We start from the raw sequence: 25,034 nt of genomic DNA on the forward strand, positions 1-25,034 counted from the left end.
AACTTTCAGGATAAGTTTGTATGTGGAGTGCATTCAGTGCAGGGGTAGATTGAGGTGCTCTTTACCACGCTGTCCAATGCTGAAGCCCATGATAAGGGCTGTGCAGGTAGATACCGAGCTTTTCGGCTCCTCTCCACCGTCAATTTTTGTGGGGAGAATGAACTATCCAAACGTAAGGGTCTGTCCTGCCTTACCACCCGTTGTCGGAGACACTGCTATCTATGACACTCCTGAACTCTGGGTGGAAATGCCCATCGGGAGGATCCTGAAATTGAGAAACTCGCTGATTCTCTCTCAGCTTAATGCGAATGTGCATAAACCTTACAGCAGAGAGGTAGAGGTTGTTCAGGAACTCAGCCTTTACAACAGACCCGTTGAGGTGGAGGTTTCCCTTGAGAGGAGACCGAAACCGAGGATGTCATTTGACGAGTTGTTTCCGCCGATGGGACCATCTGCACCTGCAAAAGAGATTAAAATAGCCTCCACACCGAAAGCGCCCAGTGTCGTGGAAAAAGTTTATTACGATACCGATCTAAAGGCTATGAGCGCTGTAAAGCTGCTGTATGACAGGGGAATTGCTGTATCCCATATCCAGAAGCTTCTCTCTGCCGGGTCTCTTGGAATAAACAGAAAGCTCGTTCCCACAAGGTGGGCGATAACAGCCGTGGACGATGCGATCTCAAAACTCCTCATTGAGGAGGTGAAGGGCTATGAAACGATTGACGAATACAGAGTGTTCAGTCTGAAGGTTGAGAAAAATCTGTTCATGGCAGTTATGCTGCCAGAAGTCTGGAGTTTTGAGTGGGGAGAGGCGTGGTATCCCAATACCACGTGGAATAGGGGAGGTAGAGTTGTATGCATTACGGATTTTGAGGGGTACTGGGGAAGGAAAACCTATGCCTCTCTTGGAGGGTGCTACTACTCTTCCCGTCTCGCCACGGCAGAATATCTATCCCGGATTAAAAGACAGGCGGCTGTGGTTGTCTGGAGGGAAATATATCCTGATTTCAGGATCCCGCTGGGCGTGTGGTTCGTGAGGGAGATGCTGAGGAAGATGTACAGCAGGGGCTATGAAGAGTTCGACACCCTTGATGATGCTCTCAACTATCTCAGGAACCTCTCTGACTACGGTGTAGAGAGGTGGGTTGGGAGGTCTGGACTGCTTGAGGATAAAAGGAGGCAGAGGAAGTTATGGGAGTTCACGTGATAAGAAAGAAGACGGGCAGGGCTATGGGAAAAAGCAGGTTACCGGGTGTTGATTATACCATCAATCCCTACACGGGCTGCTCTCATGGGTGCATTTACTGCTACTCTCGACAGTACTGCCCCAGAGATGTTGGAGAGAGGTGGGGGAAGGTTGTAGTGGTGAAGAGCAACATCGTCGAGGTGCTGGCGGGGGAGATTAGAAAAAAGCCAAGAGGGAGAGTTGTACTCAGCACTTTGACCGACCCCTACCAGCCGGTGGAGAGAGAGGAAAGACTGACCAGAAAACTTCTCGAAGTGCTGTTGAACTCAAAATTCAAAGTTGGGATTCAAACGAAAAGCGATCTTGTGCTCCGGGATCTCGACCTTCTGCTTTCACATCCCGTGGATGTGGGTTTCACGATAACCACCCTCGACGAAAGTCTGGCAATGACTGTCGAGCCCGGAGCACCGGCACCGTTAAGGAGGGTCAAGGCTCTGGAGAAGCTGCATTATGAAGGTGTGAAGACGTGGATATTCCTCGGCCCAATTTTGCCTGACAGCGGGTTCGAAGATGTTGTTGAGGTCGCCAAGTCCCTGAGCATACCGCTGATATACGACAGATTCCGGATTAAACCCTTCATGAACTCAGCAGATCTGACGGAGATCGTAAAAAAATCGATGAGAACCGACTGGAGGAAGGTGTCGGAAAAAATTGAAAAAATGTACAGCAGGGCCATTCCAGCATTTCGGAGATAAGCTGTTATCTGAATGTTGCTATTTTGATTGTTTTGATTGGAAATTTTAGAAATCCAGCATTAAATTTTTTAATCTGAAACTTTTAAATCTAACCAGATGCTGAAGACCAGACCACCTCTGAGATTTGTATTCAGGCTTTTTTTATCGATAATCATAGGTGTGATAACAGGTTTTGCTTCATTTGCTCTGTATTACCTGACACAGTTTTTCACGAAACTGTTTCTCTACGGCATGGGTAATCTCACACTACCACGACCAGGTGGAGAAGTTGAGATCGTAAAATTCGATTATTACTTTGGTACCGTCCCACTATTTCTCCTCCCGGCTATTGGGGGGCTGATAGTGGGATTTGTGGCTTATAAGTTTGCACCCGAAACCGCCGGAGGTGGGACAGGGAAGATTATAGAGGCATTTCACAATTCTCGTGGTTTTGTTAGGGCAAGAGTGCCTGCAATCAAAACGGTAATATCAGCAGTAACTATCGGAAGTGGAGGGAGTGCCGGAAGAGAGGGGCCCATAACACAAATAGGAGGCGGGATTGGGTCAACGATTGCTACACTACTGAAGCTCTCCGACAGGGACAGGAGAATTTTGCTCGTAAGTGGTATATCCGGTGGGATAGGGAGCGTCTTTTTAGCTCCACTGGCGGGAGCGTTCTTCGGAATAGAGGTCCTGTATAAAAGGGACTATGAGGTGGATGCCCTAGTTCCGGCAATAGCATCATCAATAATCGCATACATAGTCTTGGAGATTCTGCTCTCCAACATTGCGGGCGTTCCTTTTGGGAAGATAAGTATATTCAGGGTACCCTCGCTATCGATAAACTCACCTGTAGAGTACCTAACGTATGCTGCGCTCGGGATAATCTCCGGAGCAGTCGGATTGCTGTACATTTTCAGTTATGATTTCACAAAAAGACTGTTCAAAAAACTCAGGGTTCCGGATTACATCAAACCAGCAATAGGTGGGCTAATTGTGGGAATCATGGGAATGCGCATTCATGAGGTGCTGGGGATAGGTTACGGATACGCCCAGATGGTACTGTCAGAGTGCACACAGTTTACAATAACATTTCTACTTGTTCTGGTATTCGCAAAGATTTTCGCAACAGTCCTAACAGTTGGCAGCGGTGGAAGTGGAGGACTATTTGCGCCCTCTCTTGTAATAGGGAGTTTCCTGGGTGGTGCGGTTGGCCTATTTTTTAATGGTGTGATGCCAGACATCGTCACCCAACCAGAAGCCTATGCACTGATAGGAATGGCATCCTTTCTGTCCGGAGCATCTAAAACGCCACTGACAGCAATATTTCTTGTTCTTGAGATTACAGGACAGTACGCACTGCTCCCGGCAATAATGGTCGCTTCCACGATCTCCTACATAATTACTAAAGATTACACGCTCTACTCCAACCAGGTTCCAACCAGAGTTGAAAGTCCTGCACACAGAAACGAAATGATCGTAGACCTTCTTGAAGATATCAGGGTGGGAGATGCCATGGTTTCGGCTGAAGATATCATAACTGTAAAACCAGATGATACGGCGCAACATGTTTTGAGACTCGTTGAAAAAACCGGGCATATAGGGTACCCGGTCGTAGAAGGGGGCAGGCTCGTTGGAATAATAACATTTGATGATGTAGAAAGGGTGCCCGTAGAAAATAGGGACAGGGTGAGGGTTGGAGACATCATGACGACAAGACTAATTGTAACATACCCGGATGAAGACCTTAGGTCAGCCCTAACGAAGATGGTAAGCCACAATATAGGAAGACTTTTAGTGGTCCCGAGAGATGATGAGTCAAAGCTACTGGGTATTATTACAAAAGCAGACATACTGAGAGCGTATGCAAAGGTCAGGTCTCAGCTTGCATCATCTTAGAAGTTCCAAAAAACTTTAATGACTTTATACACCACATTCACTGTGAATCTGAACCTGATCGAGGCTGCAGTAGCTGTGTTCGTAATCAACATACCCTTCGGATACTGGAGGGGTAATGTTGAAAAGCTCTCCAGGCAGTGGTTTCTGGCAGTCCACGTTCCCGTACCGATGGTGATTGCCATACGATTTCTTTCCGGTTTGGGGTGGAGCATTCTGAGCTTTCCCGTTCTGATTGCAGCCTTTTTTACTGGACAGTTTGCAGGAGGCAGAATTCACAGATTCATGGAAAAAAGATGCAGTGCCACCTCATGCCTGGTTATGGATGTGATAAGAAACCTGGGTTAAGTTTTTTATTACTGCAAATTTTTGTGCCCGGTTGTTAGGCTATCACATCGAACCTCTGATCGGCTGTAAAATAAGGGTCGGAAGTGGGTTCACCACGATAGAACTGTCACCCATCCCTCAACAACGACTTTTTCGCCAGCGTAACACTTAACATCAAGCCTGTATCTGTTATTTTCTTTTTCAACGACCTCGCCAACGACCCTCACCGTATCGCCAACTCTAACAGGAGCGGTGTACCTGAAGTGTGTCTCGAGCAGAACTATCAGTCCCGGCATTCTGGCCACGGCCGCAGAAACCAGACTTGTCGTCAGCATTCCGTGTGCAACCCTTCCACCAAACTTGGTTTTGCTCGCAACCCCGTCGTCAAAATGCACGGGATTAAGGTCTCCGGAAACCAGTCCGAACATCTGAACGTCAACCTCACAAATTTTCTTCTCGTACTGAATTCTGTATCCGATATCCGGTGTTCCATCAAACTTTCTAAAATCCTTTACTTCTCCTCCATTTTTTCTGTAAAGCTCAACAACTTCCTCCATAACATCACCTCAACGTACTCGGGTTGGCTACTGTGACACTTGTCTGACATTAACATTTTTCTGTCTTTCGCTTGGCAAAAATGGTAGCAATAAAAAATTAAATAATCAGTCTTGCTGTCTGAGCAATCTTCTGATAATTTTGCCCGTCGGGGTTCTTGGCAGTGGTTTGTCGGTGAACTCAAGTATCCTGGGAAGTTTGTATCTGGCAATATGCTTCTCCAAAAACGCCAGTATCTCCTCCCTCAGCTTTTCATCTGGTTGATACCCCTCCTTTACTCTGACTATCGCTTTAACTACCTGACCTCTCAGCCCTTCCGGATCGGGAACGCCTATCACAGCACACTCAAGCACCGCAGGATGCTGATTCAGAGGCTGCTCGATCTCATCGGGACCTATTCTGTACCCGCTGGACTTTATGAGGTCATCATCTCGTGAGACAAAGTATATGTATCCATTCTCGTCTTTTCTGACAAAATCGCCGAGCACATTCCATCCGTTTTTAACGCTCTTCATCTGTTTCTCCTCAAGATTTCTCGATGGATGGTTCCAGTATCTGATCCCTGTAGGTCCTTTGATGTACAGACTCCCCACCTCATCGGGCTGACACTCCTTACCCGTTTCGGGGTCGACCACCTTTGCAATGTATCCTGGCACTGGATATCCAATGCTTCCCGCCACTGGCTTTGGTGCGCAGGCGTTGGCAATGCAGATGTGTAACATTTCTGTCGCTCCCAGAGATTCGTAGATGTCCATGCCGAACACCTCCTTCCATCTCCGTGCAGTTTCCGCTCCAAGCGCTTCTCCACCACCAGTAAAGAGTCTGAGACTGCTTATATCGTACTTCTGCAGATACTCTTCAAGCTTCGGGTCGGCCAGAATCATACGGTAGGATGTTGGCAGAGACGAGAACACGGTTATGCCGTGGTCCTCGACATACCTGAAAAAGTTCTCAACACTGAACCTCGGCCATATACTGGCTGCAGCACCGTGGAAATACGGTATGAGACACCCATTTCCGTACCCCATGGCAAAGCTGACTGGAGCGGGCCCTCCAACAACATCCTCGGAAGTGAGCTTCCAGACGTGCTTTCCAACAAGATACACTGAAGAAATAACGTTCTCAACGAAGTGCACACATCCCTTCGGCAAGCCGGTAGTTCCCGATGTGTACAGAATCAGAGCCGGTGTTCCGATTTTAAGCGGAATCGGATCGAATTTTGCGCTCTCCCCGAGAACGTCTGAGAACGGGATGAACCCTTCTCTTTCTCCGTCAAGCACAACCATGGCTTTAGCAGTCTTTATTTCGTCTCTGACCTCATTTACTGCTGGAAAGACTCTTTCATCACCGCTGACAAACAGAACCTTGATTTCCGCATTGTTCGAAACAAACGAGACTTCCTTACCAGCCCACATCGGATTCAATGGTACGGGAATGGCCCCAGCCTTCATTATTCCGAAATTCACAGCTATTGCTTCCGGCATGTTTCTTGTTCTGAAACCCACTCTGTCATACTCCCGAACTCCTACAGACCTCAGGAAGTTCGCTATCCTGTTACTCATCCTGTAGATATCTCTGTAGGTTACCCTTCTGTCCTCAAAGTAAACAGCAACCTTTCTCCCCCTCCCCTCTTTTATATTTCTGTCAAGAATTTCTTCAGCCAGATTGAGCTCTTTCCTCTCTCCGATAAACTCTTTCACTTCATCCGGGATTATTATTTCTGGCCAGGTATTTTCCGGCACCACATACTTATTTACGTCCACAAAATCACCCCTCTTTGTCTAAAACCTCCTTTATCCTTTCAAGCGAGTCAGGATTCTCCAATGCCGATGTATCACCGAGTTCCTTTCCGGCAACAACAGCCTTTATCAGTCTTCTCATGATCTTACCACTCCTGGTTCTCGGCAGATCTGGAGCGAAGACGACTCTCTCCGGTTTGAACGGCTTTCCAAACTCCTTTATTATCATCTCAGTCAACTCCTTCTCGAGCTCCTCACCGGGCTTATATCCGGGCTTCAGGGTCACAAATATCCACACAACCTCCCCTTTGAGCTCGTGAGGTACGCCAACACAGGCGGATTCCTGCACTGCAGGATGGGAGTTGACGATGGTCTCTATTTCTGCAGGGCCCATTCTCTTTCCTGCTACCTTTATGACATCATCCGCTCTGCCGAAGAGGAACCAGAATCCATCCTCATCGATATAGGCCCAGTCCCCGTGATACCACACCCCCTTCCATCTGCTCCAGTATGTCTTCAGGTATCTCTCGGGGTCTTTCCAGAACCCCCTGGTCATTGAAGGGGCGGGTTTCTTGCAGACCAGGTAGCCGATCTGCTGTCTGACGGGTCTGCCCTCATCATTGAAAACGTCTATATCCATTCCCAGACCCGGATATCCGAGTGTTGTAGGCTTAAGAGGCATTGCCGGTGAGGGGAGGAGGAAACAGCCGAATATCTCCGTACCTCCCGAGAGGTTTATAATCGGACACCTTTCCTTACCAACCTCTCTGAGCAGCCACATCCAGGTATCGTGGTCTATCGGCTCTCCGGTGTTTCCTGTCGCCTTTAAGCTGCTCAGATCATGCTGCTCGACTATTTCGTTCCCGTACCTTTTGAGCAGTCTGTAAACCGTTGCAGATCCTCCAAGCTGAGTGATTTCGAACTCCTCTATCATGGCCCATATTCTGTCATTCTGGGGATAATCAGGGGCGCCTTCAAACAGCACGTGCGTTCCACCCAAATTCTGGCAGCCGATTATCTGCCACGGCCCCATCATCCAGCCTATATCCGTTATCCAGAGGAAAACGTCATCCGGCTTCAGATCCATGTTGAAAAATATCTCCTTGCTGCTCTGCAGAAGGACGCCAATATGGGACAGCACAACTCCCTTGGGTTTGCCAGTGGTTCCTGAGGTGTAGAGCAGCAATGCTGGATCGTTGGATTCCATTGGAACCGTTTCACACCTGCTGCTTTCTTTAACCTCGTCCCAGTAGACATCCCTCCCTTCCTTCATTTCTACATCGGTTCCGGCTCTGTTAACGACCACAACTTTCTCAACTCCTGTGTTCTCCAGAGCTTTGTCGAGTTCGGGCTTGAGCGGTACCGGTTTCCCTCTTCTGTAGCTTGCATCTGCCGTAACAACGACCTTCGCTTCCGAGTCGATCAGTCTCGTGGCTATTGCGGAACTGCTGTAGCCCGAAAATATTGGCATTGACACAGCACCAATCTTCATCGCTGCAAGGAGTGTTACAACAGTCTCCGGGAACATCGGAAGATACATTGCGACCACGTCACCCTTTTTCACTCCAAATGACTTGAAGGCGTTGGCCAGCCTGTTTACCTCTCTGTAGAGCTCAAGATACGTGTATTTCCTTACCTCCCCATCTTCTCCCTGCCAGATAAATGCCAGTTTGTTCCTCTTTCCCCTGTGCTTGTCAAGAGTGTTGTATGCGACGTTTGTTCTTCCGTTGACGAACCAGTTTGTCCACTCTACACCTTTTGACATATCGTATACCTTCTCATACGGCTCAAACCACTCGATGTTCAGCCACTCTACCGCTTTACTCCACCACCACTCAATGTCCTCCGTTGACCTCTTCACCATCTCCCTGTAGTCTGAAAATCCCTCCTCATCCATGAACCGCTTAACGTTCGACGCTTCAACCAGATCTTTTGGCGGATGCCATACAAAACCCATCTTCACCACCTTAAAAAATAAAATTAAACAACACCTTTATTTTTGAGATCTTCAAGCTTTTTACCGGATATGCCAAGATATTTTCCGTAAATATACTCGTTGTCAGCACCAATTGGTCTGCAGACCCATTTCACCCTACCGGGCGTTCTTGACATGAATCTAAGGGTGGAATTCGGAACGAGAACTTCACCATAATGCGGATCTTTGAGTTTTACGAACATTCTTTTAACCCTGAAATGCTCAACCTCAAGCACCTCCTTGGGAGAATTGAGTCTTCCAGTCACCACGGTTCCCTTCTTATCCGGCTTCCTTGAGTATTCTGTAACCATTTCCAGAAGTTCCGCCGCAGTGTAGTTCATCGTAAACTTTTCAATCTCGTGCTGTATCTTCGGCTGGTTTTCGGGTGTGAGCCTTTCCTTAATCGTCGGGAATTGTTGCTGCAGATCCGGACGGTTCATTATCTCACAGAGCGCTGCCCAGTTTGGATCGGTGAATCCAGACATAAAGGTGTAACCATCCTTGCATCTTACATACGTGTATGGAAAGACGGCGTAATCAAAGTTTCCTGCCCTCACCATCTTGTTCTTGGTGAGGTGGAAATACTGCATCAGGTAGTTGGATATCGCAAGCATCCCCTCGGGTGGTGCAGCATCAATGAGCTGCCCTTTTCCAGTTTTTCTCTTGTAAAACATCGCCAGCAATATGCCAAAAGCTGCCCAAGCTCCCCCGACATACCATCCCATCCAGTTTCCGTGCTTCAGAGGTTTCTTGTATTCCTGTGGAACTTCGGGATCGAGTTCGGGCTCACCTGTTACGGACATCACAACTCCCCTCGCCTGATCCGTAAGATCGTAGTCGGGCTGATTTACCCTCTCTTTTGCGTCCTTTCCAAACTGGCCATAGGTGTTTACAGCACAGTAAATCAGGCCGGGGTTAATCTCTCTGAGCTGCTTGTATCCTATACCGAGAGAATCCATATATCCCGGCTTGAACGATTCTATGAGCACATCTGCCTTTTTTACGAGCCTTTTCAGGAGTTTTCTTCCATCCTCCTTCTCTATGTTCAGGGTTATGTGGAACTTGTTTCTCCCTTCGGTCAGATAGGCCAGACCAGCATCCTTTACCATAATCCCAAAAGGTGTCATCTTCCTCGCTATATCTCCCTCCGGGGGTTCTATCCTGATCACCTCTGCCCCAAGCTCCGCAAGAATCGATGAGGCGAAAAGTCCGGCATAGTTGCCGTAGCTCATATCCAGAACGACCATATCGTCAATAGCCTCAGGCTTCCTCATAACATCGTCAGGATTCGTTTCCTGGTAGATGTACCTTGCATACTGAGGATCAAGGGCCATTCCAACAATAGTTTTCTCCTCCATCAGCATCACCTCACGGGAACTTCAGACCTTTCTTTCCGTCCCAATCCGGAGGCGGACACTGTGGTTTCACATCGGGATTCCATCTGTAGATCACGCCCTCCTCGTATAGCTGTTCGATCTCATCCATACTGAGACCCAGATATTTTGTCAGAACGAATTCATTATCGAAGCCAATCGGTCTCGCTCCCCACTTGAGTCTTGAAGGCGTCTCCATTCTTGGTGGATAGCATGGCTCCACGAACTCCCCATACAGAGGGTCGTCGTAGGCCATAATTGCTCCTCTTTCCCTGAGGTGTTCGCTGTAGTACGCCTCTTCAGCATCAACCACATGTGTAGCTGCAAACCCGTATTTTTCTGCAAGATCCTCTATCTCCTTTACGCTCTTGTTCTTGGCCCACTCGGCTATCTCCTTCAGAATCAGCCTTGCATTTTCGTCTTTCAGCCTCTCAAGCGGGTCTGCAAACCTTTCGTAAAGATCCATTCTTTCCATCGCCTGACACAGTCCCTTAAACTCCTCTTCACTGAAGGCCACAATGGCAACCCATCCATCCCTGCAGTCAAACAGGTCCGAAGGGCAGATCGCAGGGTCTCTGTTCCCCATCCGCTCTCTGTTCTCTCCTGTCAGGTCAACATAGGTCCAGGTCCAGTCAAGAAGTCTGATAACGTTCTCAACCTGGGAGTAGTCAATATACTGCCCCTCTCCCGTTCTTTCCCTGTAGTTTAGGGCTGCAACAACTGCAACAGCACACATCAAAGCCGTTGTCCAGTCAGCTATCCACACGCCCGACTTTAACGGACCTCTGCCTTCAAATCCTGTTATGTAAGCCAAACCACCCTCACTCTGTGCTATTGCATCGTACGATGTTCTCCCGGTGTATGGCCCCCATGAGCCGAAACCTGAAACGTGAAGCTGTATTATTCCGGGGTTAATCTCTCTGAGCCTGTCGTAACTCAGTCCCCACTTCGAGAGTCTTCCGGGGGTGAGGTTATCAACAACAACATCGCTTTTCTTCACAAACTCGTAGAAAAGTTCCCTGGCCTTTGGATGGCCGAGATGCATTCCGACCCAGTACTTGTTGTGGTTTTGTTCCAGCAGCCCGGGAGAGAGGTTTCTCCAGAAGTAGGCGTAGGGTGTAACGTATCTCATCTGGTCTCCTCTTCTTGCCTCGAACTTGATTACTTCTGCCCCAAACTCAGCAAGATAATCGGTGGCTGCAGGCCCGAGAACAACACTGCAAACCTCGAGAACCCTGATACCCTTCAGAGGTTCCGGCCTGTCAAAGATATCTTCGGCCCCAAGCAATTTTTTAACATAATCCATATACTCCTCAACGCTCAAGACAATCCCTCCACGCAGTATTAATTATTGGGTAAATTACTACGGTATAAAGTTTTCGATTTCCAATTTTAAAGAGTTATGAATCAAAATATGTGTCCAAACTGCCCGCTACGTTCCGCCCTCTTCATTAACTCCTTCAGCTTATCAAACGTCTTAATGCCGTATTTTATAGTACCCAGGAGCTGTATCTGAAAAATCTGAGCAGTTATGAATGCGTCTGCAAGAGCGTTATGGCGATACGGCGTTTTAATACCGTATTTTTCAGCCAGCCTGTCCAGCGTCATCTCGTTTATTGGCCTTTCACCAAGAATGTAGCAGAGTGCCCTCTCCAGGTCGATGATGTCGATTCTTTCGTTTTTCATTTTGTAACCTTCTTTTTTCAGTGCCCTCCTGAGAAAGTTGTAGTCGATCTCTATAGCATAGCCAACCAGAACTTTCCCATTTACGAGCCTGAATATCTCATCCGCCAGTTCGCAAAAGCTTCTGGCTTTTTCCAGCTTTTTTGGATCGAGACCATGAATCTTTATGGTCTCGATTTTAAACTTCTCTGGCCTTATCAGGCTGTAGTAGCTCTCTCCTGCCAGTATACGAGTCCCGACTATTGGTACTGCACCTATTGCCAGCATCTCATCTTTTTTTACGTTCAGGCCGGTGAGTTCCAGATCCAGAGACAGAAATTCAACTCCCCTCAGATTCATCAAAGACCCCTCTCAATTCCGTAATGCCCCTTCAAAAACTTTTGAAATCTTGAAATTACCTTAAAACTCTCTTTCAAGACGAGCGCCTCAATTTTGTCAATCTGGGAAATATTAACGACGTTTGCCCTTCCATCCCCCTCGAGCAGGATTCTGGACTGGTTTTTGAGTCTTAAATCCTGCAGGAATTCGTAACTTTCCTTCAGAGATTCAAGCATCTCCTCATCAGCAACCCCATTCAGCTTCTCAATTCTGTCCCTCGTGTTTGTGATCTCGATGAATCCGTTTTCAAGCGCCAGTACTCTCACACCATTGGTTATGGGATAGATCCCGCTCATCTTGATGTCCACCTCCTTTTTCATTCTCAGTCCAAAGAGACCCAGTGGTGGTTCGGACATCGTTGCATCGTAGGCAAGAAAACGCAGAGACTGACTCGTAAAACTCTGTTTTATCTCGTCGATAAGTTCAGAGTGGAGTCTTTCGCTTCCGTAAACTGGTCTGAGATCCAGAAAGACAGACAGATACCTTATGTTGTCCGGTGTGAGATTCAGGAACCAGTCCTTGAAAACTTTCTTCCAGTTTTCCACGTCTCTGTTCCACCTGGGATTTGATGCCATATAATTTCCTTCGCACTTTGGAATTCCGATATAGTCCAGTGTTTCGCAAACCCTTTTCCCGAGTTCAAGCATGATTTCAGAATCTCCACCCGAGTGGATTATGGCGTTGTCCTGATCTGTAGCCATAACCTGCTCTCTTCTCGCAGAACTCCCCATGTGAATCCACACAAATTCCGGTAGGTTTCCAAATTCTCTCTCGACCTCTTTAACCTTCTCCTCCACAACTTTGGAGACAACGAAATCGTAAATGTCGGTGAGCAAACTGGAGAGATCGTAAAAGTGCATTCCCCTCAAGACGAGGTTAGCTATGGATATTTTCAGGCTTGAAAATGCTGCCTTCAGTTCCTCAATATTTTTGGCCTTTTTCAGCTTCCTGTAGAGAACTATCAGGGAAGTTCTGGGTTCAAACAGCATCAAAACGTCGTTTGCAGTAATAACACCTTCAACCCTACCGTTTTTCGTCACCACAAGGTGATTTATTCCCCTTTTAAGCAGCTCAATATGTGCCTCAAAAACTGGCGAGTCAGCGTCTATTGTCGCTACCGGAGAGCTCATGTAGGCAGAAACCTTTTCTTCCGGAGTTTTTCCGTGTATAACAAACGTTCTCAGGTCTTTGCTGGTTAGTATTCCTACGGGCTTCATGTCATCGGTAACAACGACTATTGAGCCCACCCCTCCCATCTCCATTTTCAGGGCGGCATTTTTTATGCTGGTGTGGGGATAGCATACAACCGGGCTTTTCGTCACAAGCTCTGAAACCTTCGTGAGGAAGAGCCTATCTGCAATCTTGTCTTCTTTAATAATATCAGTAATTCTGCTGAATTTTTTCTCCTCAAAACTTCTGAAAAACTCCTGAAACCTGTTATTTTTCTCCATAAGCCTCTTAAAGACATCTTTCCTAATCAGGTAGCATATCGTATCCTCCTCTGCCTTTGCTTCCTTCAAGTAAACATCTCCAAGACCGAAAATTTCTCCTCTGGAGATCTGGTCAACCAGCTCCCCGTCGTCGTAAATTCCAACTCTGCCTGAAAAAACGAGAAAAACGTAGTCGCTTTTCTCCCCCTTTTTCAGAATTGGTTTCCCTTCCTCGTAAGCTTCAACTTCCAGATTTCCGACCAGCAAATCCAGTTCATCATCTGAAAGCAGATTGAACGGCTTTATTTTTTTAACAAACTCTCTGGGTGGCAACATTTCCCGATAATAAATCATAAATGTTTATAAAGGTTTTTTCGGTGTTCATAACTGAAAATATTAATCAAAATTTGTTATTTGGATAAATCAAAAAATTTAAATATGTTAGAAATATCACTAACAATTAGGTAATTAGAGAGGTGGAAAGATGCCTTGGCCGCCGAAGGTGTTTTGGGTAGGTTTGGTAGTGTACTACGGCTTTGTAGCACTGTGCTGGATTGCCGAAGCGACAGCAGGGATCAACCACATTCCGACCGCACCGTTCTGGTATGCATCGTTTCTGGGAACGTTCCTGATACCACTGCTGATGTCAATAATCTACTTCTACTTCCCGGAAAAGGCTGAAGAAGCGAGAGGTGGTGGGTAATGGCCGCGGTTGAAGCGCCTGTTGTAGGAATAACCGTGCTGTACTTTCTTGCAATAGTGGTCATAGGTTACTACTCGAGACAGAGACTGAAGAGCGCAACTGACTACTACGTTGCGGGAAGGCAGATAGGTGCTGTTGTCAACGGTCTGGCTTTGGAGTCCACGTATCTCAGCCCTGCCTCGATGCTGGGTTTGCCGGCGTACATATTCATCCTGGGCTATCCGTTCTGGTGGGCAATGTCGGCAATCATAGCCGGAATGCCAATAGCAACACTGCTGACAGCCTCAGCGCTAAGAAAGTACGCTCCTACAAGTTTCGCCGACTACTATGCTGACAGATACAACGATCAAAATCTGAGATGGCTGGTGGGAATAGTGACTGTGATCGGAGCGGTGCTGTACATAACTCTCTCCATTGTTGGTATGGCGTTATTCCTCCTTGCGATTGCAAAGGTCCCCTATATCATTGGTGTTGTTATTGGAACGATAATAGTCATGCTTTATGTTGTATGGGGAGGTATGATCGCAACAAGCTGGAATGCAGCATTCCAGGCATTTCTAATGACCGTCGCAGCAGTGATAGCAGCAATAGCCATTGTGGTGAAGCTGGGTGGAATCGGAGGATTCTATGAGGCGGTACTGGCCAACAACCCCAAGTTCTGGAACACGCCCAGCGATCCTCAGGTTCCACACTTGCTCAGCGGAACATGGATTGCAGTCATTGGTTGGTTCTTCGTCTGGCATTACGGATTCGCTACGATGCCCTACACCGTCGTGAGGTTCTTCACAACCATGGACATCAAGACAGCGAGAAGAAGCATCTTCTGGTGCACACTTGCTGCAGGTATATTCTACATGGCCCTTCAGATAATCGGTGCAGCCTCAAAACTGATGATTGAAACCGGTCCGATGGGTGGACAGGGTGCCAATGCTGTGGCAATACTGAAGAACTACATGGCTCAGTACGGCGTGGGTGGATGGCCGGACTACTCGATGGTCGCTGCGGTCGAAGCTCTGCAGAATCCATGGATTCTGGGTATACTCTGTGCCGGTGGTTTGGCCATAGCCATGTCAACCGCTGCCGGGTGGGTTATGGTCGTTAACACCCTTGTTACGAGGGACTGGGGAGACCTGATGCTCAGGAGCAAGTTTGCCAAGGAGAATCCGATCACACTCGCCAGAATCGTTTCGGTGATATTCTTACTCGTTGGACTTGCAATAGCCATCAACCCGCCGGGACTTGTCCTTGACCTCTCAGGATGGGCCTTCGTTGTCATAATCTCCGCCCTCGGTCCGGGACTGATTCTGGGTCTGTGGTGGAAGAGGGCCACCAGAACTGCGATGTGGGCAACCGCAATTATCATGACTCCGCTTCACCTATACGCCTGGCTCAAAGCAAAGCTTGTTCTCGGACACCATGCGTTCTTCTTCCTCAACGATGTGCTTTTCGGCAATCCAAAGGCACTGATAACGCCCCACCAGGTCTGGGCCATACCTGTTGGCTTCCTGCTGTTCATAGTAATCTCACTGCTGACAAAACCGGTTGAGGAGGAGGCCGTGCAGAAGTACTGCGTTGAACTTACGGAAGAGGTTTAATTTTTCTTTTTTTGTTTCTGCTGTCCACAATAAAAATTACCCGATTTTGTCAGTGGCAGAAGCATGAAAATAATGACTGTATACGAATCATCGCCAAAACAAACACGGGCCGGGAGGGATTTGAACCCCCGACTGCGGGATTAAGAGTCCCGCGCTCTGCCTGGCTAAGCTACCGGCCCATTTCTCAAGGGTCTTAAAGCTCAGGGTTTAAAGACTTAACGCCTTCAGCACTTTTTCAGCCACACCCCTCCCTATGAGAGATGCAACTCTGCTGCTGTTTTTCATAATTTCTTCTGCATTTCTTATTCCTGCATTGTAAAGCTTTCTCGCCCTTACCCTTCCAATGTACTTTATCTCCACAAGGTCGAGCAACTCCTCTCTTACGCCATGCTTTATCCTCTCCGTCAACCCCCTCACACAGTTGTTGCCGATCTCCTCTGCAATTCTGTTCATCGCATTGCTGAGCCACTCGGCAGTTTCAATTATTCTCCTCAGGTCTCCGGGAGCGATTGAGTACTTGCTGCAGATTTCGTCCTCGTCCATTTCCTCAATCCAGTCTTTAAGGCAGAGGGCGGTTTTAACTTCGGACAAGAACCAGTCATACTCAACCGAGAACTCAGAAGGATAGTAGGTAAGATTCTTCCTGAGCCTGAAAGCCTCCTCCTCTACCCAGGAGTCTGTCTTCCTGATGTTCAGCCTTTCCATGTCCGGAGTTCTGCAGATGAGGTGCAAAGCTCCTGTGTCGTCCAGTTCCATTCTGCTCAGCACATCGTGAAATATGAACCCGGTCATCGGATCGATGTAAAGTCTGGATACAAGCAACCCAAGCTTTGTTGGAACGAGATACCCGTCCTCCTCAATCATACCCCAGTTTTCAAGCTGTCTTACAACCCTTTCGAGCTCATAAGCAAGAGATATTTCATTCTGCTTGAAGAAAAATGTATCCGAGAAAAACTCTTCAAGCTCATCAACCGTCCTCGCATAACCGTCGCAGATGATCGAGAGGCTGTGAAACCTCAGGTGTGTCTCAACACCAAGTTTTGACGTTATCCTTTCCGGTTCCCCAAAAATGTACCTTTCCCTGACCAGATCTCTATCTCTCCTGTTCACGCATACAATTGCCTCTCCGTACTCATCCATTCCCGGTCTTCCAGCTCTTCCAGCCATTTGCTTGTATTCTGAAACCTTAATTCTTTTTGAATAACCATCGAAGCGGTAAATGCTCCTGATAATTACCCTTCTCGCTGGCAGGTTTACACCAGCAGCAAGCGTTGGTGTCGCAACCACAACCCTGAGGTCGCCTTTTCTGAAAGCCTCCTCCACGATCTTTCTCTGACTGCTGAGCAGTCCTGCGTGATGAAAGGCAGCACCCTTCCGGCAACAATCAGCCAGCTTTCTGCTCATTTCTCCTTCGTTTTCTTCAAGAATGGGTTTTGCTATCCTGTCATTTTTAACGTATTTGCCGGTAATTTTTGAGAGCTTAACAGCCGTACTCTCAGCTCCCCTTCTTGTTGATTCGAAAACAAGAACTCCTCCCCCCTCGACCACACACTCCTCCACAAGGTCTTCAAAACTCTTCCTGGTGACACCATCCGAAACCAGCTCGAGCTCATCTCCACACAGTATACCCTCAGTCAGCGGAACCGGCCTCCAATCGCTTGCATAATACTCTGCATCCAGCCACTCAGCAATCTCGTCAACGTTTGGAGCTGTTGCCGAAAGGCCGATAATTCTCAGCTTTCTGTTCATTCTTCTCATTTTGGTAACAAGAATTTCGAGTGTCGCTCCCCTCTTCTCCGAATCCAGTAGATGGATCTCATCAAGAACCAGGCATGAAATGTTTTTTATCCAGCCTGCTCTGTTTCTTATGAGTGAATCGGCCTTTTCACTCGTTGTAATGATGATATCGCAATCTGCGAGGTGCTCGTCTCTCGACTCATAATCTCCAACTGAAATTCCTATTCTCAATCCTATCTTCTTCCATTTTTTGAAGCTATCATATTTTTCACTTGCAAGAGCCCTTAAGGGGACAACATAAATGCACTTTCCACCTTTTATTGCTTCTCTAACCATTGCAAGCTCAGCAAGAAGAGTTTTTCCAGATGCAGTTGGCATGGCAAGGAGCAGGTTTTTATCTGAAAAAACTCTGTCAACTACCTCTGCCTGCGGAGGAAAAAGCTCCTCAATCCCCTCTTCTTTCAAGATCTTTACAGCATAGCTGGATATATATTCAGAAAGCTCTTCCACCTTCACCAAAAATCCTATGCAGGAGGAAACTAAAAACTTTCCACAATGGTGTTAAAAATAAAAAGGTCAGCGACCCTTGAACTGGGGCTTTTCCTTTCTCAGGAAGGCCGATATACCCTCTCTCAGGTCTTCAGTTGAGAACAGCAGGCCTGCTGCCGTGCACTCCCATTCCAGCCCAATGTCCATCGGCACCTCCCCGCCCTTGTTGATCAGTCTCTTTATCAGTGCCATTGAAATCGGTGCACAGCGCTCGGCAATATTTCTTGCGTACCTCATCACTTCCTCCTCAAACCTGTCGTCGTCGAAGACCTTGTTGATCAGTCCCCACTTCTCTGCCTCCTCTGCCGTGATTCTCTCTCCTGTCAGAGCAAGCTGCATTGCCCTGCTGATTCCGACCAGCTTTACCATCCTCTGCGTTCCACTCCACCCCGGCAGGAGACCGAGTCCCACTTCAGGCAGGCCAATTACTGCCGACTTCTTTGCCAGCCTTATATCACAGTTCATTGCAATTTCGAGTCCTCCACCGAGTGCATAGCCGTTGATTGCAGCAATTACAGGCTTTGGAATTTCCCGGAGTCTGGTAAAAACTCTCTCACCCCTCCTGTTGTGTTCAAGGAAGTCGAATGGGTGGGTTATGAGTGTTGTCAGATCAGCTCCAGCAGAGAATGCCCTATCTCCCGCACCTGTGATCACGATCACCCTCGTGTCCTTATCGTTCCAGAGCATTGTAATTGCCTTATCAAGCTCGTCCATCAGCTCCGGTGAAATCGTGTTCAGCCTGTCCGGCCTGTTTAGAACCAGTTTTGTTACGCCACCCTCAAGCCTCTCTATCTTTATCGTTTTAAATTCCTCTTTTTTCTCTCCCGCATCCTCCTTTGGCTTCAGGAGTTCTTCGAGCTTACCCTCCTTTAACGTCCTTGCGGGCTCGAATATCTTCTTTCCAAACTGCTTTGCCAGCTCCTCAAGCCTTTTTGCAATCTGCTCCGATCCAAACTGCTTTGCCAGCTCAAATGGGCCGAAGGGTCTGTTGAGGCCCAGCTTTACTGCCGTGTCAATATCCTGTGGTGTGGCAACTCCCATCTCAACAAGCCTGACAGCTTCGTTTATCTCAACAAAGGTGAAATCCATCGGATTGATCCTGTCAGTAGCTTTGCTCGAGTCGATTTTTGGTCTGCCTGCACTCCAGTCGTACCACCCCATTCCTGTTTTCCTTCCAAGTTTGTTTTCCCTGACCATCTTCTCCAGAAACTCTGGGGGCTCGTAGTCCGGGCTGATTGTCTTTGCATAGTATTTCATAGCGTTGTAGAATATATCAACTCCGGTGTAGTCCATTAGCTCGAATGGCCCCATCGGCAGACCGAGCCTTCTTACGGTTGCATCGACTTCTTCCGGGGTGGCAATACCTTTCTCTATTATACACATCAGCAGAACTCCAGCCGGTGCCTGGACACGATTTACTATAAACCCGGGGACGTCTTTCTCAACCCTGACCGGCACCTTTCCTATGCTCTTGACGAATTCAACCAGAATCTGCATTGTCTCTTCATCTGTTTTTTCCCCTCTTATTACCTCCACCAGTTTCATCAAAACCGGCGGATTGAAGAAGTGCAGTCCGGCGAACTTATCTGGCCTTGACGTAAACCCGCCGAGCATTGTGATCTTCATCGTTGAGGTATTGCTGGCGAAGATTGCATCTTTTTTAGCAAACCTGTCCACCTCTTCCCAGACCTGCTTTTTGATGTCAACAACCTCCGGAACAGCCTCGATTACAAGATCAGCATCTTTTACAGCCTCTTCCAGGTCGAGAGTCGTTTTTATCCGTGAAAGAACTTCATCAGCGCTCTTTATCCTTCCCTTCTGTTCCAGTTTTACCAGACTCTCCTTTATCATGCTCATTCCCCTGTCTATGAACTCCTGCTTGATATCCCTCATTGTCACCTCGTATCCGGCCATTGCGCATACCTCGGCAATCCCGTGCCCCATTAACCCTGCACCCAGAACAGCAACCTTCTTTATCCTCTCTCCTGCATCCATACTAACCACCCTGATACTATTTCGCAGGGAAAAGCTATTAAGTTTTTCCATTTTATTCGTTATTGTTGAAGCTTAGTTGTAAAAAACTTCTAAAATTTTGCAATGAAGTTCTTTACGTTTTCCTCAACTTTGGAATAGTCATACGTGCAGGTTACAACATTTCCTACAGGCGTGCCCCTGAGCTTTAACGGGTTGAATGGACTTCTACCTCCATAAACTACAAGTGTATCGCATTTGAAGGTCTCTCCTTCAATCTCAACACCCTCTACCCTTTCCCTGCCAATAACGTTTATGCTATCCCCCAAACTGCTCAACTCAACCTCGTATCCCATTCTGTAAAACTGGGATTCGGCAAGCTCCACAATTTTGTCCTCTTTTGCGGCAATCAAAATCTTGTTCCCGATTTTGTTATCTCTGGATACCAGCCTTAGGGCTGTTTCGAGAGTGTATATGCCCGCAACTCTTTTCCCAAGTACGTTGAGCTTTGCAGGAGCAATATCAGTTGCTCCCGTGCAGAGGAGTACTCTCTTTGCCTCAAACCTCTTCAGTCCATTTCCAGAGTTGACGATAACGGGCTTTGATTTTATGACAGTACCGACATCTACGGGGATATCCCTCCTCAGTTCTCTTATCTCCTCAATGTATTTCTCGTATTTCGAGCTGAAGTCGCTCAGTCTGGAGAATACGCTAATCTCACCTCCTGCTTCCCTCATGTCAAATATCAGTGTTTTGAAACCTCTGTCCATGAGGAGTTCCGCACATTTCAAACCTGCATACCCTGCACCTACGACGACGTAGTCAACTGCTACCATATCACTTCACTTCCAGCACTATCTTTTACAACTTTATTACACACTCTCTGCATTAAAACTATTATGTCCGCATGACACTTATTGCAACTCATGCCCGCTCTTGTTATGTGCCTTACAGCATCAAAACTGGAAAACTCCTTTGCCACATTGAGAATCTCAGCCTTGCTGACAAGCTCACAAAGACAAATTACATCGCCATAATCCGGATTAGTCCTGACAATTTCCTCAATCGTGCTCAGATTCAGGTCCTTGAGCCTGATAAATTTTGGTTTCACCAATCTTTTCTTTTTCTTCATCTCGATACCGCTTGTAACAAGCATTTTTACGATTTTCTTGGCTATGGCTGGGGCTGCGGTCAGGCCGGGACTCTGAATTCCCGCTACGTTTATGAAGTTCCTGATCGGCTGGTTGATCACAAAGTCCTTCCCCGCAATTGATCTCACGCCGGCATAGTAGGCGATAACGTCTTCGGGCATCTTCCTGAAAAGTTTTCCAAACTTCCTTTTAAGCCCATCCACCTCCTCTTTTCTCACGGCTGTATCCTCTTTGTCGGAGGTATCGATCAAATTCGGTCCCCATACCGGCTTTCCGTCTATGCTGACCAGAGCTCCTCCACCCTTCGTCCTTCTGTCAGGTTTGAGGGGTATTTCCGCTATCAGGTGGTGCGCAAACCCTTTGTCGTTAAAAACTATGTGGGAACCCTTTCCAGGGGTGATTGTCATATCATAACCAGCCATTCTCGAGATTTCGTCAGCATGCAGTCCGGCACAGTTTATAACGAATTTTGCTTCCTCTAAATCATCATGTTCTGTTTTTAAAATAAAGCTCTTTGTCCTTCTTTTTATTCCTTTTATCCCGCAGTTAAATCTGAACTCCACTCCGTTAGCCTTCGCAAACCGGTATGCAGCGTATGTCATTTCGACAGGATTAACAACTCCTGCAGAGGGAAAGAACAGACCGCCTCTTATCCCGTCAGTCAAATTTGGCTCCATCTGGAGTATCTCATCCCTGTCAAGCTGCCTGACCTCAACGTATCTTGAGAAATAAGCTCTGAGCAGTGGTAAAATCAATTTTGTAATCGGGTTTGTTGCAACGAGGATCAGACCAACCCTTTTAAAGGAGAAACCGAGTTCCTCAGCCTCCCTGTCCATCATTGCGTTACCTTCCAGGCACAGCTTGCCTTTGAGCGAGTTAAATGGAAGTTGAAAAGCATGTATAATCCCTGAGCATCCCTTGGTCTGTCCGAGACCCGGAGCAGCCTTTCTCTCGAATACCACGACTCTTAGGTTGTACTTTGATAGTTCTTTGGCTATAAAGCAACCCGTAACACCTGCCCCTACTATTGCCACGTCGTACACAGATTTAATGCGCTTCGGGAAGATAAAAAATTATGGATACTCGACCGACCTCTTTTTAAAATACTCGTAAATGTCGAATCCCCATTCTATGGCGCTCCTGTCAAAACTTAGAAGACCGCTTTCCGTGTCGTACTTGCCATCACTCAGGAACAGCCCTATACAGAGTGCTTTTTCGGTTGTTATCACCGTGAAATGTATTTCGTTGTTGTAGTATATTTTTCCACCATTGTTGAGGTACTCATCAAGCTCATTTTTGTAATCCCTTTTTAAGGCGTTGAGAGCCTTTTCTGAAAGTATAACTTCCACATCAGACCGTGAGGATATATCCACGAACATCCGGGGATGGGTGGGAAAGAAGACGGTGGATAGAATTCTTACTATGTTCGATTCGCTGTATATTGAGGAAAAAACCTTGAAATGTTTCAAAACAACGTCTTTGGTACTTCTCAAAATCTGATAGTCTCCGAGCTCATCAATTCTGAGTTTAAACTCGTCAGGTATACTGCTGAAATCGTGGATTTTCCAGAATTCAGGATCTTTCTCAATTGCAGAAACGATCCTTCTGAATTTCTCAATAGCAAGATAGGCAATCTCGCCCATGTCAGTGATTGAATAACAGTTACCGTCTTTACTGATCAAACCCAGCTCGCTCAATTTTTTAAGCTGCCTCGAAATTACCGGTGGAGAAATGCCGGTAATCTCGCCCATTTCCTTCAGGGATCTGGGACTTTTTGAAAGTACTTCCAGAATCAGTCTTCGGTGTTTTGACGAGGTAAGGGAGTCAAATAAACCCATACTATTTCGAGGAATTTGAATAAGTTAAAATTTTCTGAATTAATTTTAACCTAGTGAGTCAATTTTTAACTTTTAAAGTCAATAACTGACATTTGAAGTCAAAAAATAACTCTTAAAGTTAAAAATTTTATTAAAACAAATAAAAAAAATTTTTATATCTGGTATCGAACTTTGATTATGATATGGGAGTGTAAAATGTGCTCCCTAGACGGGAATATAGAGCCTGAAATTGTTTTTGAACCGGTTAAACTTGAGCCCTCCGAAATTGAGAGTTTTTTTGGTGACAAAAATACAAGAAAAGTGCTCAACATGTTGAAAAGCAACCATTCTGATTTTGATAAATTTAAAGGCAGGCTTTTTCTGAGCGATGCAGGGGTGATTGCTCTCGGCCATCTGGAGGATGTCAAAAACGGGAGGGTCATAGTTCTGGTAAAGATAGTTGGAAAGAATTCGGTGATTTACGAGGTAAATTCAGATGCAACTTTCAGGGTCTTTTTTTCCAGCGGGGATGACGTACTCGTTCATGAGATTAAGATTGACTTCCTCTATTTGTGCTTCAGAAATCATCAGTGCAGTGGAGTTTGCTGGGCCGTGCCGCTTTATATACTGGTTCCGGAGCTTTATCCCGAGGTCTGCAGAGATGAAGAATGTGTGGTAACCTCGACTGCATGAGGTTTAAAAAGCGAGATGTTTTGAAAGATTCATGCAGAAAAGGGTTAGCGATGCGGATATAAAGGAAAGACTGGAGAAAATAAAGTTCAGAATTGCCGTGATGAGCGGCAAGGGTGGTGTTGGCAAATCAACGGTCACGGCACTGCTTGCCCTGCATTATGCCAGGAAGGGAAAGAAGGTTGGAATTCTGGATGCGGACTTTCTCGGCCCGAGTATACCCATACTTTTCGGGCTGGAGAAAGGGAGGGTATCGGTCAGTGAAGATGGGCTTGAGCCGGTTTTAACACAGAGATACGAAATCAGGGTGATGTCGATGCAGTTTCTGCTCCCCAAAAGAGAGACACCCGTAATATGGAGGGGGCCGCTGATTGCGGGGATGATAAGGGAGTTTCTGGGTAGGGTTGCGTGGGGCGAGCTTGATTACCTTCTGGTAGACCTCCCACCCGGGACAGGAGATGCCCCGCTTACAGTCATGCAGGATGCAAAGCCCAATGGTGCGCTGATTGTATCCACACCGCAGGAGTTAACTGCATCTGTTGTTGAAAAAGCGATAATGATGGCAGAAGAGACAAAAACAGCGGTACTTGGAATAGTGGAGAACATGAGTTATTTTGAATGTCCCAACTGCGGTCACAGGTCGTACATTTTTGGAGAGGGGAAAGCATCAGAGCTTGCAAGAAAATATAAAATAGAGTTCATTTCGGAAATACCCATAGATTCAGAACTTCTCCGCCTCTCTGATCTGGGAAGGATTGAGGATTACGAGATGGACTGGTTTGAGTATTTCCCCTACTGATCCAATTTTTTGATCTCTGCGACTTTTAGCAGTGCCGAGAATCTGTAACCGCCCAGAACTTCTTTTACGTTTACAGTCTCAAGCTCGTCATTTATCCCGCCAAAAATTTTAATGTCAGCATCACCTTTTGCGATCTGGTAATATCTGATGTCAGGAGTAATTTCAACAAACTCCCTCACCTCCATCGGCTCTGCGAATCTGTAGAGTATCCATTTTCCGAATTCATCAAGAGGGTTGGAGTTCACATTCATTTTTGGACTGACCACGAGCTTTATCAGCGGGTATCCTGCTCTCATAGCCACTCCGCCCATTTTTTCCTGTTTCAGCAGAGGGTGCTGCTTTGTGATATCGATAACTGCAAGTTTTTTCGGAAAACCTGCAACAAAGCCTCGCAGAAGGGAAACATCGTTGTCAACGTACATGAATGGACAGTATGCGTATTTTCTTCCTTTAAACTCCACTTTCAGGAACACAGCCAGCTCCTTGTATTGGACCAATCCGGGTGCTTCGTAATTAAGTTCTGGAAAATTCGGACTCTGGGATACTATTTCGGCAAAATAAACGTACCCCTCACCGTATGCTCTGAAACCTTCTGGCAGGATGCTGTCAAGCTGTTCGGATTCGCATTTGAAGTGTGCAGCTATTGCGTCCATCGCGTAGTTCCAGGGGCCAGAAGCTACCAGTGCCGACTTTCCGGATTTGGAATAGGGTGGCGTCCATGCCATGGTGGAATTACTCCTGAAAGT

Annotated in this window: 21 protein-coding genes and 1 tRNA gene; 8 read left to right on the forward strand and 14 right to left on the reverse strand. The window is 46.9% G+C overall.

The features are described from left to right. Nucleotides 1–22 precede the first annotated feature (22 nt). The 4 genes from JFQ59_RS07465 (at nucleotide 23) to JFQ59_RS07480 (ending at nucleotide 4,164) form a co-directional block, all read left to right on the forward strand. Complete coding sequence (locus tag JFQ59_RS07465; RefSeq protein WP_202319795.1) at nucleotides 23–1,207, forward strand: Nre family DNA repair protein; 1,185 nt, start codon at nucleotides 23–25, stop codon at nucleotides 1,205–1,207. Next, nucleotides 1,204–1,941, forward strand: coding sequence for an SPL family radical SAM protein (locus JFQ59_RS07470; protein WP_330999861.1), 738 nt, complete (start codon nucleotides 1,204–1,206; stop codon nucleotides 1,939–1,941). Before JFQ59_RS07465 ends, JFQ59_RS07470 begins: the two co-directional genes overlap by 4 nt. A gap of 96 nt (nucleotides 1,942–2,037) precedes the next feature. Continuing rightward, nucleotides 2,038–3,819, forward strand: coding sequence for a chloride channel protein (locus JFQ59_RS07475; RefSeq protein ID WP_202319797.1), 1,782 nt, complete (start codon nucleotides 2,038–2,040; stop codon nucleotides 3,817–3,819). A 42-nt stretch (nucleotides 3,820–3,861) separates the two neighbouring features. Beyond that, complete coding sequence (locus JFQ59_RS07480) at nucleotides 3,862–4,164, forward strand: hypothetical protein (RefSeq protein WP_202319798.1); 303 nt, start codon at nucleotides 3,862–3,864, stop codon at nucleotides 4,162–4,164. 89 nt (nucleotides 4,165–4,253) lie between these two features. Here the strand turns inward: JFQ59_RS07480 and JFQ59_RS07485 are convergent, their stop codons facing one another. From JFQ59_RS07485 to JFQ59_RS07515, 7 genes are all read right to left on the reverse strand, one after another. Continuing rightward, entirely contained in the window at nucleotides 4,254–4,700 is a 447-nt protein-coding gene (locus JFQ59_RS07485; RefSeq protein WP_202319799.1) for a MaoC family dehydratase, read from the reverse strand. Nucleotides 4,701–4,805: 105 nt separating this feature from the next. Then, the gene (locus JFQ59_RS07490) at nucleotides 4,806–6,461 is read right to left on the reverse strand and encodes an acyl-CoA synthetase (protein WP_202319800.1); all 1,656 of its coding nucleotides are present in this window, start codon (nucleotides 6,459–6,461) and stop codon (nucleotides 4,806–4,808) included. Nucleotides 6,462–6,465: 4 nt separating this feature from the next. After that, complete coding sequence (locus JFQ59_RS07495; RefSeq protein WP_230972371.1) at nucleotides 6,466–8,394, reverse strand: AMP-binding protein; 1,929 nt, start codon at nucleotides 8,392–8,394, stop codon at nucleotides 6,466–6,468. 23 nt (nucleotides 8,395–8,417) lie between these two features. Beyond that, entirely contained in the window at nucleotides 8,418–9,770 is a 1,353-nt protein-coding gene (locus JFQ59_RS07500; RefSeq protein WP_202319802.1) for a CoA transferase, read from the reverse strand. A gap of 10 nt (nucleotides 9,771–9,780) precedes the next feature. Next, complete coding sequence (locus JFQ59_RS07505; RefSeq protein ID WP_230972372.1) at nucleotides 9,781–11,109, reverse strand: CoA transferase; 1,329 nt, start codon at nucleotides 11,107–11,109, stop codon at nucleotides 9,781–9,783. 83 nt (nucleotides 11,110–11,192) lie between these two features. Next, nucleotides 11,193–11,807 carry an exonuclease domain-containing protein gene (locus tag JFQ59_RS07510; RefSeq protein WP_202319803.1) on the reverse strand — a complete coding sequence of 205 codons (615 nt, stop codon included), beginning with the start codon at nucleotides 11,805–11,807 and terminating at the stop codon, nucleotides 11,193–11,195. Continuing rightward, nucleotides 11,807–13,612, reverse strand: coding sequence for a DUF294 nucleotidyltransferase-like domain-containing protein (locus tag JFQ59_RS07515; protein ID WP_202319804.1), 1,806 nt, complete (start codon nucleotides 13,610–13,612; stop codon nucleotides 11,807–11,809). The genes JFQ59_RS07510 and JFQ59_RS07515 overlap by 1 nt, the downstream gene beginning before the upstream one ends. A 148-nt stretch (nucleotides 13,613–13,760) precedes the next feature. On the opposite strand from JFQ59_RS07515, the gene JFQ59_RS07520 reads away from it, so the two are divergent. Together JFQ59_RS07520 and JFQ59_RS07525 are read left to right on the forward strand one after the other, a co-directional pair. Continuing rightward, on the forward strand, nucleotides 13,761–13,979 hold the full coding sequence (locus tag JFQ59_RS07520) for a hypothetical protein (RefSeq protein ID WP_202319805.1): 219 nt from the start codon (nucleotides 13,761–13,763) through the stop codon (nucleotides 13,977–13,979). Beyond that, nucleotides 13,979–15,574 carry a sodium:solute symporter family protein gene (locus JFQ59_RS07525; protein ID WP_202319806.1) on the forward strand — a complete coding sequence of 532 codons (1,596 nt, stop codon included), beginning with the start codon at nucleotides 13,979–13,981 and terminating at the stop codon, nucleotides 15,572–15,574. The genes JFQ59_RS07520 and JFQ59_RS07525 overlap by 1 nt, the downstream gene beginning before the upstream one ends. A 105-nt stretch (nucleotides 15,575–15,679) precedes the next feature. Here the strand turns inward: JFQ59_RS07525 and JFQ59_RS07530 are convergent. The 6 genes from JFQ59_RS07530 to JFQ59_RS07555 form a co-directional block, all read right to left on the reverse strand. Then, nucleotides 15,680–15,753, reverse strand: a tRNA-Lys gene (locus JFQ59_RS07530). Nucleotides 15,754–15,781: 28 nt separating this feature from the next. Beyond that, nucleotides 15,782–17,827, reverse strand: a complete 2,046-nt coding sequence (locus JFQ59_RS07535) for a DEAD/DEAH box helicase (RefSeq protein ID WP_202319807.1) — start codon at nucleotides 17,825–17,827, stop codon at nucleotides 15,782–15,784. 60 nt (nucleotides 17,828–17,887) lie between these two features. Beyond that, nucleotides 17,888–19,855, reverse strand: a complete 1,968-nt coding sequence (locus JFQ59_RS07540; RefSeq protein ID WP_202319808.1) for a 3-hydroxyacyl-CoA dehydrogenase/enoyl-CoA hydratase family protein — start codon at nucleotides 19,853–19,855, stop codon at nucleotides 17,888–17,890. Nucleotides 19,856–19,944: 89 nt separating this feature from the next. Then, nucleotides 19,945–20,667: an FAD-dependent oxidoreductase gene (locus JFQ59_RS07545; RefSeq protein ID WP_202319809.1), complete on the reverse strand. Its 723-nt coding sequence runs from the start codon at nucleotides 20,665–20,667 to the stop codon at nucleotides 19,945–19,947. Beyond that, nucleotides 20,661–22,025 (reverse strand): NAD(P)/FAD-dependent oxidoreductase, encoded by a 1,365-nt coding sequence (locus JFQ59_RS07550; RefSeq protein ID WP_202319810.1) that lies wholly within the window; start codon nucleotides 22,023–22,025, stop codon nucleotides 20,661–20,663. Before JFQ59_RS07550 ends, JFQ59_RS07545 begins: the two co-directional genes overlap by 7 nt. Nucleotides 22,026–22,055: 30 nt before the next feature. After that, nucleotides 22,056–22,820: a helix-turn-helix transcriptional regulator gene (locus JFQ59_RS07555; protein ID WP_202319811.1), complete on the reverse strand. Its 765-nt coding sequence runs from the start codon at nucleotides 22,818–22,820 to the stop codon at nucleotides 22,056–22,058. Nucleotides 22,821–22,997: 177 nt separating this feature from the next. On the opposite strand from JFQ59_RS07555, the gene JFQ59_RS07560 reads away from it, so the two are divergent. Further along, on the forward strand, nucleotides 22,998–23,492 hold the full coding sequence (locus JFQ59_RS07560) for a hypothetical protein (protein WP_202319812.1): 495 nt from the start codon (nucleotides 22,998–23,000) through the stop codon (nucleotides 23,490–23,492). A gap of 31 nt (nucleotides 23,493–23,523) precedes the next feature. Further along, nucleotides 23,524–24,288, forward strand: coding sequence for an Mrp/NBP35 family ATP-binding protein (locus JFQ59_RS07565; protein ID WP_202319813.1), 765 nt, complete (start codon nucleotides 23,524–23,526; stop codon nucleotides 24,286–24,288). Here the strand turns inward: JFQ59_RS07565 and JFQ59_RS07570 are convergent. Then, complete coding sequence (locus JFQ59_RS07570; protein ID WP_202319814.1) at nucleotides 24,282–25,013, reverse strand: acetoacetate decarboxylase family protein; 732 nt, start codon at nucleotides 25,011–25,013, stop codon at nucleotides 24,282–24,284. The two genes, JFQ59_RS07565 and JFQ59_RS07570, sit on opposite strands and share 7 nt — an antisense overlap. Between the last annotated feature and the right edge of the window lie 21 nt (nucleotides 25,014–25,034).

The organism is Archaeoglobus neptunius (genome assembly GCF_016757965.1).
Classification (GTDB): Archaea; Halobacteriota; Archaeoglobi; order Archaeoglobales; family Archaeoglobaceae; genus Archaeoglobus; species Archaeoglobus neptunius.